This is a genomic window from Thiopseudomonas sp. SA1F2-1K (genome assembly GCF_057443035.1).
This window is the reverse complement of the sequence record NZ_CM172014.1, coordinates 372,843-385,866: the sequence shown is the minus strand read 5'-3', so window position 1 is coordinate 385,866 and position 13,024 is coordinate 372,843. Positions and strand designations below refer to the sequence as shown.

11 protein-coding genes are annotated in these 13,024 nt (G+C 47.7%); 8 read left to right on the top strand and 3 right to left on the bottom strand.

The features are described from left to right. Positions 1 to 29: 29 nt before the first annotated feature. Together rlmD and cysM are read right to left on the bottom strand one after the other, a co-directional pair. Positions 30 to 1,394, bottom strand: coding sequence for a 23S rRNA (uracil(1939)-C(5))-methyltransferase RlmD (gene rlmD, locus AC2T15_RS01830; RefSeq protein WP_486778584.1), 1,365 nt, complete (start codon positions 1,392 to 1,394; stop codon positions 30 to 32). Next, positions 1,391 to 2,275, bottom strand: coding sequence for a cysteine synthase CysM (gene cysM / locus AC2T15_RS01825; RefSeq protein WP_053101126.1), 885 nt, complete (start codon positions 2,273 to 2,275; stop codon positions 1,391 to 1,393). The genes rlmD and cysM overlap by 4 nt, the downstream gene beginning before the upstream one ends. A 146-nt stretch (positions 2,276 to 2,421) precedes the next feature. Between cysM and AC2T15_RS01820 the strand changes: the two genes are divergently transcribed. Then, positions 2,422 to 5,202, top strand: a complete 2,781-nt coding sequence (locus AC2T15_RS01820; RefSeq protein WP_486778583.1) for an ATP-binding protein — start codon at positions 2,422 to 2,424, stop codon at positions 5,200 to 5,202. On the opposite strand, the gene AC2T15_RS01815 is transcribed toward AC2T15_RS01820, so the two are convergent. Beyond that, positions 5,203 to 6,117: a hypothetical protein gene (locus tag AC2T15_RS01815; protein WP_486778582.1), complete on the bottom strand. Its 915-nt coding sequence runs from the start codon at positions 6,115 to 6,117 to the stop codon at positions 5,203 to 5,205. A gap of 204 nt (positions 6,118 to 6,321) precedes the next feature. On the opposite strand from AC2T15_RS01815, the gene AC2T15_RS01810 reads away from it, so the two are divergent. From AC2T15_RS01810 to AC2T15_RS01780, 7 genes are all read left to right on the top strand, one after another. After that, positions 6,322 to 7,380, top strand: a complete 1,059-nt coding sequence (locus AC2T15_RS01810; protein ID WP_486778581.1) for a sensor histidine kinase — start codon at positions 6,322 to 6,324, stop codon at positions 7,378 to 7,380. Continuing rightward, positions 7,376 to 8,116, top strand: coding sequence for a LytR/AlgR family response regulator transcription factor (locus AC2T15_RS01805; RefSeq protein WP_486778998.1), 741 nt, complete (start codon positions 7,376 to 7,378; stop codon positions 8,114 to 8,116). Before AC2T15_RS01810 ends, AC2T15_RS01805 begins: the two co-directional genes overlap by 5 nt. A gap of 124 nt (positions 8,117 to 8,240) precedes the next feature. Further along, positions 8,241 to 9,182 (top strand): hydroxymethylbilane synthase, encoded by a 942-nt coding sequence (hemC, locus tag AC2T15_RS01800; RefSeq protein WP_053101121.1) that lies wholly within the window; start codon positions 8,241 to 8,243, stop codon positions 9,180 to 9,182. Then, positions 9,179 to 9,967: a uroporphyrinogen-III synthase gene (locus tag AC2T15_RS01795; protein WP_486778580.1), complete on the top strand. Its 789-nt coding sequence runs from the start codon at positions 9,179 to 9,181 to the stop codon at positions 9,965 to 9,967. Before hemC ends, AC2T15_RS01795 begins: the two co-directional genes overlap by 4 nt. A 3-nt stretch (positions 9,968 to 9,970) precedes the next feature. Next, a complete protein-coding gene (locus AC2T15_RS01790; protein WP_053105982.1) occupies positions 9,971 to 11,134 on the top strand; it encodes a uroporphyrinogen-III C-methyltransferase in 1,164 nt (387 codons plus the stop codon). Between the two features lie 2 nt (positions 11,135 to 11,136). Further along, a complete protein-coding gene (locus AC2T15_RS01785; protein ID WP_486778579.1) occupies positions 11,137 to 12,366 on the top strand; it encodes a heme biosynthesis HemY N-terminal domain-containing protein in 1,230 nt (409 codons plus the stop codon). 64 nt (positions 12,367 to 12,430) lie between these two features. Continuing rightward, on the top strand, positions 12,431 to 12,919 hold the full coding sequence (locus tag AC2T15_RS01780) for a disulfide bond formation protein B (RefSeq protein ID WP_053101116.1): 489 nt from the start codon (positions 12,431 to 12,433) through the stop codon (positions 12,917 to 12,919). Positions 12,920 to 13,024: the final 105 nt, after the last annotated feature.

Below are 13,024 nucleotides of genomic sequence, written 5' to 3'. Positions count from 1 at the left end.
ATCCTGTTTCGTCTTTCAGTAAATAAACCCTAGGTGTGCTCGGACAAGCGAAAGGACACCATGGTTTCAATGTGCCCCGTTTGCGGGAACATATTCATCACGCTAATTTTGTGCAAAGTATACCCGTGCTGCACTAAGACTGCTGCATCTCGGGCTAAAGTGGCTGGATTACAAGACACATAGACAATGTTGGCTGCCTTAAACTCGGCTAACGACTGCACCAACTCATAAGCCCCTTCTCGCGGCGGATCAAGTAAGATGCGATCAAAGTCGGCTCGATGTAATTGCACAGATAATGGCTGCGTTAAATCTGCCTGAATAAACTCAACATTCGTCAATCCATTGCGTACAGCATTGTCTGCTGCACGCGCCACCATGGCCGCTGCCCCTTCAATACCTAGCACCTGTTTTGCCCGCTGCGCCAAGGACAATGAAAAGTTACCCAGCCCACAAAACAAATCTAAAACCTTACTGTTAGGCGTTAACTCTAACCACTCCAGCGCCTGCTGAATCATCTGCTGATTCACTTCGGTATTCACTTGGATAAAATCCCCCGGACGCCACTGCAAATGTAGGTTGCCTGGCTCTACAGCAAAGCTTAAATCAGGACTGGATCCACTCTCTGCCGCTAGTACTGGCTCAGCCTCAAGCTGCCACCAAAACTGCACGCGCTGCTGCTTAGCGAACTGCTCTAGTTGCTGCTGATCAGCAGTAGCTAAGGGCTTAACTAAACGTAAAAAGAATGCCAGCTGATCACCGCTAAATAGCTCTAAATGACCTAATACTTCTGGCTGTTTTAGCTGCTTTAATATCGGCAGCAAGGCTTGATATAGCTGCTGCAGTGCTGGCTCTAAGATCGAGCAATTATCAATCGCGATAATCTGCGTGCTGCCTAGAGCACGAAACCCAACCTGAAGCTGACGCGTTTTACGTGAAAAATACAAGGCTATCCGTGCTCTTCGTCGATAGCCTTGAGCCGCCCCGGTAATAGCTGGCTGCCAAGGCAAATGCTGTAGCCCTTCTTTCGCCAATAACTCCTGTACTGCTTGCTGTTTAAAGATGAGCTGCTGCTCACTGGATAAATGCTGCAAGGTACAGCCGCCACAGACGCCATAGTGTGGACAAAAAGCAGCCTGACGCTGCGGGCTAGCCGCTAACACTTGATCCGCTCTGGCCTCAACCACCTTACTGCGCACCGCTAAGACTTCAGCTCGCACCTGCTCTTCTGGCAAAGCGCCAGCTACAAACCACGTACGCCCTTGCTCAAAAGCGATTCCGCGGCCATCGTGGGCTAAGCGCTCAATGCGCAACGTTTGTTTTTTCCCCACGGGTATTTTGGCCTGCCTAGCGCCACCTGCTGGCTGAAAGCGTAAACCGCCTTTACCCTGACTCATGCAAATAAACCGCTGGATAGATAACGGTCACCACGATCACAAATAATCGCCACCAACACTGCATTTTCTAGCTGTTCGGATAAGTCGAGCATAGCTGCAACCGCACCACCAGAAGATACGCCACAGAAGATGCCTTCTTCACGAGCTAAACGACGCATACACTCTTCAGCACGCTCTTGGCTCATATCGACTACTTGATCTACCCGTGCTGGCTCAAAAATTTCTGGCAAATACTCTGGAGCCCAGCGGCGAATACCTGGAATAGAAGCCCCTTCGGTGGGTTGCAAACCCACAATCTGTACTTGTGGATTTTGTTCTTTTAAATAGCGCGACACCCCCATAATGGTGCCAGTGGTGCCCATCGAGCTAATAAAGTGGGTAATCTGCCCGTCGGTTTGCTGCCAAATTTCAGGGCCAGTACTCAGATAATGCGCGCATGGATTATCCGGATTGGCAAATTGATTTAACACCTTACCCTGCCCTTTAGCTTGCATCTCTAGGGCTAAGTCTCGCGCTGCTTCCATACTTTCAACCAAGATCAACTCAGCACCGTAGGCACTCATTGAGGCTTTGCGCTCGGCAGTGGAGTTATCCGGCATGATTAACACCATACGATAACCTTTAATTGCCGCCACCATTGCTAGGGCAATCCCTGTATTGCCTGAGGTGGCTTCAATTAAGGTATCCCCCGGTGCAATGTTACCCGCACGCTCTGCATGCTCAATCATCGACAACGCAGGACGATCTTTAACTGATCCTGCAGGATTGTTACCTTCTAACTTTACTAATAAGGTGTTGCTGGTTTGACCTGGCAAGCGCTGCAAACGCACTAAAGGGGTCTGTCCCACATAGTCGGCTACGGTAGGATAGGTAGTTTTCATGGTCGATATCTAAATCTGCTAATAAATAATTCAGGCATAATACCGCCTAATTGCTTTAGCTGATAATGTCACTTATCGGCCACTTATAACCAAACCGTATAAACACCTTGATTTTATCTCATTTAGTCGCAACTAGGAATAAGTCTGTGCTCAGCCGCTTGAATCTCAAAAGTCGTGTACTGTATTTCACTTTACTCCCTGCTGCTTTACTAGCTATGAGCCTAGGTGTTGGCTTTATTTGGATGCTGGTTAATCAAGCAGAAGCCCAATTAATGCAGCGCTCCTACATTATTGCTGAGCAAACCGCTCGATTAAGCAATGTAGCATTAGCCCAGAAAGATACTGAAACCTTACATATCTTAGCCCAACAGATATTAGGTAATCATGATGTGCGCGCTGTTCACTTTCATGATGCCCATGGAAACCCCATTGTTAAAGTAGGTCCAGCCACTCAGCATAAAACCAGCTATTACAGTAGTAGCCTACAAATTGTAAGCGGCTATCAATATTCAATGCTGATTCTACCGATTTACCCACTCCACACCGAACCTTTAAGCGCAGCTCCTATAGACCAACCTCTAGGCTGGCTAGAGCTAGAAGTTTCACATATAGCTACTTTGCTAGATAGCTATCGTATTGGCCTAATTACTTTAATTATCATTTTGCTAGGCCTTGCCATTTCAGGCTTTCTTGCAGCACGCTTTGCCGAAAAAATGATTAAGCCATTACGCGCTATTACTCATAACATCTCACAAATTAGTGCTGGAGACCTTAATACGCGTATTGCTCCTGTGGGGTGCCCTGACCTAGACCAACTAGCTAAAAAGCTCAATCAAATGTTTATTGCAATTCAAGATGCGCAAGAAGACATGCTAAATAGTATTGAGCAGTCGACCTTAGATATTCGCCACAACCTTGAAACCATTGAAATACAAAATATTGAGCTGAATAAAGCGCGTAAAGAAGCCGTAGAGACCAGCCGCATTAAAACCGAGTTTTTAACCAGTATTAGCCATGAAATTCGCACACCGCTGAATGGTATTTTAGGCTTTACGAGCCTGCTGAAAAAAAGCGAGCTTTCTAGTCGGCAGATGAATTACCTGAACATTATTCAGTCATCAGCTGAAAATCTGCTGGGAATCTTAAATCAGGTGCTGGATTTTTCACGCTTAGAAGCTGGCAAGGTAATTTTTGAAAGCATGCCCTTTAGTTTGCGCGATATTTTACATGACACCTTAATGCTGCTTTCCACCAGCGCCCATGAAAAACAGCTTGAGCTAATCCAATTAGTCTACCAAGACACACCCAACAGCTTTATCGGTGATCCACTCCGTTTACAGCAAATACTCACCAATTTGATTAGTAACGCCATTAAATTCACCCATGAAGGTCACGTGGTTATTCGAGTGATGCTCGAAGATGAACAAGAAGACACCTCGCTGCTGCGTTTTTGTATCCAAGACACAGGCATTGGCCTGCAAGAGAACGAACTCAATAGCTTATTTGAAGCCTTCCAACAGGTGCAGAGTTCCATTCCAAGTCATGCCCAAGGTTCAGGACTGGGCTTAAGCATTTCTAAACATCTAATCGAGCAAATGGGCGGAGCGATTGGGGTAAATAGCCAACCAAGCGTTGGCTCAGAGTTCTGGTTTACTTTGCCGCTGAAAAAGTCACTCTCGGATGCCGAACCTTTACTCATTGAACATCTAGAAAACGAGCGCGTCATTACCTTTGAAGAACACCTATTAGCTCGCCAAAGCCTACACCTACAATTAAAAGAACTGCAACTCACGCCGATGGTGGCCGATGATCTAGAACACTTAGTGCAGCAAGTACAGCAGGCCAAAAAGCTCGAGGTACCGATTCGCTATGCTATTTTAGCCATCAGTACGCGCAACTATGCGCCCCAAGTGCTCAAGCCAATTTTAGACACCTTAAGTCGCGAGCAGTGTTTTACTCTAGTGATCTGCTCCACCACTGAACTGGACACTTATCAGTCGCACCTGACGGACTATGCCAGCCAAATTTTCCACAAACCCATCGCCTTACGGCAAATTCAACAACTATTTTATCGTCACAGCACCCAAGCCGAGTCCACCCCGCACCACCGCTTAAGTCACGCGCCGCAGCCAACCGCAGTCGGGCGGAGTCTTAACATTATGTGCGTTGACGATAATGCCGCCAACCTGACTTTTATTAGCACCTTGTTGCGTGAAATGAACCTCAACGTCATGAGCTTTGCCGATGGCTGGTCGGCCTTAGAAGCCTTTAAAGTTAATACGCCCGATTTAGTGCTAATGGACATTAAAATGCCCGGACTAGACGGCAAACAAACAATGCACAAAATGCGGGTCTGGGAAAAAGAAGTTAATCGCTCACAAACGCCAATTGTCGCGGTCACCGCCCATGCCTTTATTGAGGAACGGCGCGACTTAAAACAGCGCGGGTTTAACGATTTCATTACCAAACCGGTTAACGAACAAACCCTGATTCAACTGATTTTAACTTGGACCGGGCACTGGGTCGCGCCGCCAAAACCTCAGCCACTGAGCCCGCCGGCCCCTGCCAACCCCACCACTCAATTGGCGGTATTTGATTTTTCCGAAAGTATTCAACTGGCGGGAGGTCGCAAAAAACTGGCGCTGGATTTACTCGAACTACTGCTAGATTCACTGCCAGCAGATCGCTCCTTTATTCAACAAGCCTTTAATGAAGGGAATCGCGAAAGCTTACTGGAACGCGTGCATCGCCTGCATGGGGCCACCAAATACTGCGGAGTGCCGCAGCTTAGAGCGCAGTGCAAGCTCTGCGAAACCTTGCTCAAAACCCCAGGCGCCAACATTGACCAGGAAATTAAACTACTGGATCAGTGTATCGAACGGGTAATGATTGAGTGCCGCGGTAAAATTAATCCACTCAATCACTAACTAACGCCGCTCTAGCTCTGCTAGGCGGCGACTAAACTGTGCTTTATAGGCATCAAATTCTTGTTTGCTAACAGCCGTCTCGGTACTGATCGGGCGATCACTCGACAGGCTGTACAATTGCTGCTGCAACTGCTCCAACTCCATTTTTAACCAAAGGCTATCCGCTTTTAGCGAGGCTAAGTCAGCAGACTCTGCCTCAGGTTGCGCCAGTTGCTGCTCTAAGGCAGTGACGCGTTTGAACCCAGCGGAGTGCTCACGCTGTAATGTCTGCAGCTCATTGGCGGTGCTTTGCAGCAGGCGCTGCTGCGCCTCAAGTTCTGTTAGCTGAGTGTGCTGCTGAGCAAGGCGCTCAGCTAGGGTCTGGCTCAGTTGCTGCTGCGCCTGTTGTTGTTCAGCCAATTGCTGCTGATGTTCACTATGGGTTTGTAACGCGCTTTGCTGGGCTGTGCGTAATGTCGCTAGCTGCTGCTTTAGTTCTGCATTGCTTACCGTGAGCGCAGCGTGCTCTTGTTGCTGATTATTCAACACCGTTAGTGCGCGTTGCAGCACCGTTTGCTGTTGCGCCTGCTCAATCATCTGCTGCTTTAACTGGTGCAAATGAGAAGCCAACAACTGCTGTTTAGCCAACGTTTGTTGTAGCGTTAAATCGCGCTGCTCTTCGCCTTGTACGTACTGCTGCTGAGTCGCCTGTTCGGCTTGAGTTAAGCGCTGCTGTAATTGCTCTAGCTTGGTTTGTTGCCAATAAAACCCTGCACTCACTCCCACCAGCAACAGGCACCAAACTAAACTTGTCAGCCATCTACCACATCCTGTAAGCCGCGCCTGGGGCTGAGCTCGTACAGCAGAAATGGGCTCGGAACACGGCTCATGGAGGTTACCCACACTGGGTTCAATCTGGGTTGACGGCTTACGCATTAAATTCACCTTAATTAAACGTAACCTTGGCTACGATGTCAGCAATGACTCCTTCTAGGTTAAATTCCTTGGCCTATCTTAACCAGAGAAACTAGGCGCTGGCTAGCCAACCTGAGTACTAGCCTACATTCCTGCACTCTACTTAACAGACTTTAAATTAGAATAGTATGCTCCAAGACTATCTAAGCCTAAGGAAAAGCATACATGGACTCATTCGAGCAGCAACTGCAACTAGAAGATGAATTTTTCGTCCCAAAACTCTGTGAAAGCCGTGCTTTACTTAGTCTGGTTATCCTTACTGAGCTCTTTATTCTAATTGTGATTCTCTCAGAGTCTCGCCTCACCGAGTTCGATTGGCAACGTTTTGGCTTAATTTCATTATTTAGTCAGTGGATCGTATTACTCAGCGCTGGACTGATCTGCTGGCTACACCCTTATTTAGCACGCTGGCGACCGCTAACTGCAGGTGTGGTCTGTTGTCTAGGGGTTGTTGGGCTAACCTTATTACAAACTCAGCTAGTTTTTTATGTGTACACACCGCTTTTTATTAACAGTGAAAGCCTTTTTTTTACTTCTGTTCGCTTTGGTTTAATTAGCTTTATTATCGCCGCTTTGACTTTACGTTATTTTTACTTAATCAGCCTTTGGCAACAACAAAAACAAACGGAATTGCGCGCTCGCTTAACCGCTCTACAAGCCCGTATCCAACCGCACTTTTTATTTAATAGTTTAAATAGCATTGCCAGCCTCATTGCTGTAGATCCTGAAAAAGCGGAACAAGCTATCCTGGATTTGTCTGACTTATTTCGCGCCAGCCTCGCTCATCCCGATAGTTTAAGCACATGGCAAAAGGAACTCACACTCGCTAAGCGTTATCTATCTATCGAGCAATATCGCTTAGGTGAGCGGTTAAGCATGCGCTGGCAAATTGAAACAATCCCTGCAGAGCTACCTATTCCTCACCTGACACTGCAACCACTATTAGAAAATGCACTCATACACGGAATACACCCCTTAGTTGAAGGTGGAACAATTTTTGTAAATGCCGTAATCAAGGATCAGTATTTTAACTTAATGCTCAGTAACTCCTGTCCGATTAACGCTATTCCTTCTAAAGGTAGCCAGATTGCGTTAAAAAATATACAGGCGCGGCTGCAAGTCTATTTTGGCGAGTCAGCTCGATTAACCGCACACCAAGATGGCGAGCAATTTACTACCACCCTAAGCTATGCCTTAACTGACTGGGAACTCAATCATGATTAATGTATTAATTGCTGACGACGAACCCCTAGCAAGGGAGCGACTACTACGCCTTTTGAAGCAGTTAAACAGCTATAACGTTTTGGCTAAAGAGGCTAAGAATGGTCAAGAGACCATCGAACTGGCTAAACAGTATGCACCAGAAATTGTCTTACTAGACATTAATATGCCTGGACTATCTGGACTAGAAACAGCTGCGCAACTTAAACAATTAAACCCAACTCCTGCTGTTATTTTCTGTACAGCTCATGATGAGTATGCCTTACAAGCCTTTGATGCCTGCGCTGAAGGCTACCTGGTTAAACCAATCCGATTGGAGCAGCTCACCAAAGCTTTAGATAACGCGGCTAAACTTACCCAGCTACAACTTAATAAACTAAACAAAACTCAAGCAGAGCATGGTCGCACCCATATCTCAGCCAGAACCCACAAAGGTAATGAGCTCGTTCCTGTTAAATCGGTCATTTGTTTTATTGCCGATAATAAATATGTATCAGTGATTCACAAACAAGGCGAAGTGCTGATCGAAGACTCTTTAAAGTCCTTAGAAGAAGAACTAGGGAGCCAGTTTTTACGCATCCATCGTAATGCACTGATTAATTTAGATGCTGCTCAGCGTCTAGAGCGAACCAGCAGTAACGCCTTACAAATTCACCTTAAAGGGCTAGACCACCCATTAAATATTAGCCGCCGACATGCCAGCGCAGTCCGTAAAGCCATTGAAGAGCACGGCAGTTAAACAAGAATCCGGCATTCGTTGGCGCTGCCTGTTATCATTCGTGATTCTTGTATCCTTTATTTAGTTGTGTGACCTTGAGTGTCATGCTGTGCCGCACCGAACTGTTTGGATTGGATGTTTAACTATGTCATCTCGTGAAATTCGTATTGCTACTCGTAAAAGTGCGCTTGCTTTGTGGCAAGCCGAATTTGTTAAAAGTGAGTTAGAAAAAGCTCACCCGAATCTTAAAGTTAGCTTAGTCCCTATGGTTAGTCGCGGTGACCAACTACTGGACTCACCGCTGGCGAAAATTGGCGGTAAAGGCTTATTTGTTAAAGAGTTAGAGCTGGCGTTACTCGAAGACCGGGCAGATATTGCTGTGCACTCAATGAAAGATGTACCTATGCATTTTCCTGAAGGCTTGGGGTTATTTTGCATCTGTGAGCGCGAAGATCCACGCGACGCCTTTGTTTCCAATAATTTTTCTTCATTAGACGAGCTGCCCCAAGGCAGTATTGTCGGCACCTCCAGCTTACGCCGCCAAGCCCAACTACTAAAACTTCGCCCCGATCTAACCATTAATTTTTTACGTGGCAACGTGAATACCCGTCTCGCCAAATTGGATGCGGGAGAGTACGACGCCATTATTTTAGCTGCAGCGGGTCTACTACGTTTAGGCTTTGCTGAACGGATTCGCAGCTATTTATCGGTTGAAGATAGCCTTCCAGCTGGCGGCCAAGGTGCGGTAGGTATTGAGTGCCGCGTCGATGATGACGAACTGCATCAACTATTAGCTGTGCTACATGATCCCGATACTGCTGATCGAGTCACCGCCGAACGTGCCCTAAACACGCACCTTAATGGTGGCTGCCAAGTGCCTATCGCTTGCTATGCCGTACTCGAACAAGATCAACTATGGCTGCGTGGTATGGTCGGTCAGCCCGATGGCAGTCAGTTACTGATGGCCCAAGCCCGTGCTCCACGCACCCAAGCCAGTCAATTGGGGGTGCAGGTCGCTGAAGACTTACTCAGCCAAGGCGCAGGCGAGATTTTAGCCGCAGTTTATCAGGACGCTGAAACACCATGAGTGCATGGCGCTTATTGATCACTCGGCCCGCTGCCGACTGCGCTCTGCTAGCAGCGCAGCTGGCTGAGCAGCAAATTTATAGCAGCAGCTTGCCGTTATTGGCCATGCGCGAACTGACTGAAACAGCCGCGCAGCGCGCGCTATTGCTAAATCTAGATCAATATCACGCCATTGTGGTGGTCAGCAAACCCGCTGCTCGCTTAATTCTTGAGCGCTTAGATCGTTATTGGGTGCAGCCACCGCTACACCCAACTTGGTTTACCGTAGGCGCGGCTTCGGGAAAGATTCTGCAACAACAAGGACTTGTCACGCACTGGCCTGATCCCCATGACGGGGATGACAGTGAAGCGTTGCTGGCCCTACCTAGCTTTCAACAGTCGCTAACCCAAGCAGTACAGCCACGGGTACTGATTGTACGCGGTAGTACGGGGCGTGAGTTTTTAGCTAATACGTTAAAAGCGCAGCAAGTACAGGTGGATTTTTTACCGATTTATCAGCGCTATCTGCCTGACTATGCAGCCGATGAGTTAATTCAACGTATCAACCAAGAGCAACTCAATGGAATTGCCGTTAGTAGTGAGCAAAGCCTACTAAATTTGCTAAAGTTAGCAGCAGATAAATGGAACCTCCTGCAAGCCATGCCACTTTTTGTGCCGAGTGCACGTGTTGCGGCAACCGCCAAACAAGCAGGCGCGCAGCAGGTTATTAATTGTCAGGGTGCAAGCAACCAAAAACTAATTGCCGCACTGCACCACTCTTCATCTTTATTAAAGAACAAGGATTAAGCCATGAGCCAAGCACCTAATTCTGAAACCAAGCCAGCTCAAGCGCCTACTGCAGCGACGGCCTCGAATCATTCCAGCAAAGATGCAACTGGCTCGCAATCAACCACTGCTCATACTGCACCTAGCGCTGCAACCACTCAGAGCACGGAAAAGTCAGCTAAAGGCCTCGCCAGCGCCGCTTTAGTCATCGCGATTTTAGGTCTAGGCTTGGGGGCTTGGGGCTTAAGCCAATCAAACTCAGCAGACAGCACTGTACAACTACAGTCAGAGTTACACAGTGCGCTAACAGCGATTGATGGATTAAACAATCAATTAGCAGAGCAGCAGAGCCTGCTCGAGCAACGCTTAGCCGCATTACCTAAAGCCGACGCGCTAGCCCAAGAGCGTCAACTAGTGGCGCACTTACAAGCTGATCAGCAAAAACTAGCGGAACGGGTCGAGTTAGCATTAGGCTCAAGTCGCCAAGACTGGCGCTTAGCTGAAGCTGAGCACTTATTACGGATGGCCAGCTTACGTTTGTCTGCCCTCCAAGATGTTAGCAGTGCGCGAGTGTTGATTGATGGTGCAGATCAAATCCTCTACAGCCAAAATGATCCTGCTGCCTTTGCCGCCCGTGAAGCGCTAGCAAAAAATCTAACCCAGCTAGATAGCCTAGCTAAATTGGATCGTACCGGTTTATTTGTGCGCTTAGGTGCACTACGCGACCAAGCTAAAAGTTTGGTTTCAGCTCTGCCTGAATTTCAAGCCGATGCCCCCAAATCAGCCACTAAGCAACCGACACGCTGGGAAGAATGGCAAGATGAAATGGCTAAATATGTGCGCATCAGCACTGAAACCGGTGAAGTATTGAAGCCGCTGCTGGCCGGCAAAAGTTTAACTGAGGTTCGTCTATCCCTTAGCTTAGCGCTGGAACAAGCGCAATGGGCCGCTCTAAACGGTGAAACCGAGGTCTATCAGGGCGCTCTCAAGCAAACCGCAGCTATTATTGATGAGTTTTTTAGCGCTGAAGATCAACCTGCTCAAGCCTTACGCAATCAGGTACAAGAACTTAGCCAACAACCTGTCAATCAGAAAATGCCTGACCTTTCTGCCGCAATCCACACACTGCAAACCTATATTCAGCAACGGGCACAACCTAAAGCAGCCACTGAACAAGAGGCTAATTAATTATGAAGCGCGCCTATTTATTTATTTTACTCGCCATCGTGATTGCCGCAGCCGTTGGCGTAATGATGACCCAACACACCGGTTATGTGCTGCTGGCTTGGAAAGGCTATCGTTTTGAGTCCAGCCTGTGGGTGTTTTTAGCTATTCTGGCAGTGATTGGCGTGGGGCTGTACGCCGTGCGACTGTTGCTCACTATGCTGCTAATTTCTGCGGGGGTGTTAAACCCTTGGTCGAGCCTCAATCGCCGTCGCCGCGCGCGCATTGCGGCCGAAAAAGGTATGCTTGAACTAGCTGAAGGTCGTTGGGAAACGGCTCTACGCCACTTAAAACTAGCAGCCCGTGATAACCCACAGCCTTTAGTCTATCTACTTGGCGCGGCCCAAGCCGCTGAGCGCCTAGGTCACTCTGAAGAGGCTGAAAGCTATTTAGAACAAGCCCTCGCTCGCCAGCCAAAAGCCGAACTAGCAGTAGCACTCACCCATGCTGAGCTGCAATGGTATAGGGATGATCGTTTTGCTGCCCAGGAAACGCTAATGGCCATGCAGCATAATTACCCCACCAATAAAGAAGTCTTAGAGCGATTGCAGCATGTCCTGCAAATCCAAGAAGATTGGCCAACGGTTTTATCTTTACTGCCAGCGCTACGTAAAGCTAAAACCATGACCCCAGAGCAGCTCGATGAGCTAGAGCGCAAAGCCTGGATTGGGCGGATTGAGCAAAGCTGTGAGTTAGAAAATGATAAACAACTTGCGCGCGAAAAACTGCAACAGGCTTGGAAACAGCTCTCTAACTCGTTACGCCATGATCCCGCAATCTTAGCGGCTTACAGCTTTGAGCTACATCGTTTAGGCTCCAGTAACGAAGCTGAACAGCTACTACGCCAAGCCCTTAAACAGTCATTAAATAATCGTTTAATCGAACTCTATGGCCGTATTCCAGGCTCGGATCTAGCTAAACAACTACAGTTAGCAGAAAGCTGGTTACCACAACAACCGAACAATCCTATTTTATTACGCTGCTTAGCCCGCTTATGTGTAAAAAATCAGTTATGGGGTAAAGCTAAAGACTATTTTGAACGTAGCCTACAGCATGCCCGTCAAGCACAGACCTGTGTCGAGCTAGCACAGTTGCTCGGTGAGCTAGGGGAAACTCAGCGCAGTAATCAGCTGTTCAGCGAAGGCTTGCAGCTTACTGCAGGCGGCCAACAACTACCGGCCCCCTCCGATTCTTAATAACTTGTCAGCGCCTTATTCTTACCGCTAGGATAAGGCGCTTATATCCCTGCTGGTTATCCTTATGAGCACATCGTTTCGCCCGTTATTTATCCTTGGTCTTCTAGGCTGCTGCGGCCTGATCGCTGGGGCCTATTATTTGCAATATGTGGTGGGTTTAGAGCCTTGCCCATTATGTTATGTGCAACGAATTGAAGTATTTACCTTAGGCCTGATTTTTTTCATTGCAGCGCTGCATAATCCCGCAGCCTTAGGTCGTAAACTCTATGCTGCGGGCACATTAGTGGTTAGTGCTTTAGGTATGGCAACTGCTGGACGACAAATGTGGCTGCAAACCTTACCAGCTGATGAGTTACCTGCTTGCCTGCCCTCCATGGACTATATGATTCAAGCATTTCCTTTAATTGATGTGATTAACAAAACCTTACATGGCACAGCTGACTGCGCCAAAATTGATTGGACTTTTTTTGGCTTTAACCTCGCTCAACTAAGCTTTTTTAGTTTCTGCTTAATCGCTCTTTTCAGTCTCTTACTGATTCTGCGTAAAGCTTAGTCACTCGCCTAACTACGGGGTTACGCCTGTAGCTCAGGATTTATTTTTTCGATAAAATTCAGTTTTACCAAGGCACCCTTAGGTGCCTTTGGTTGACTCTACGAC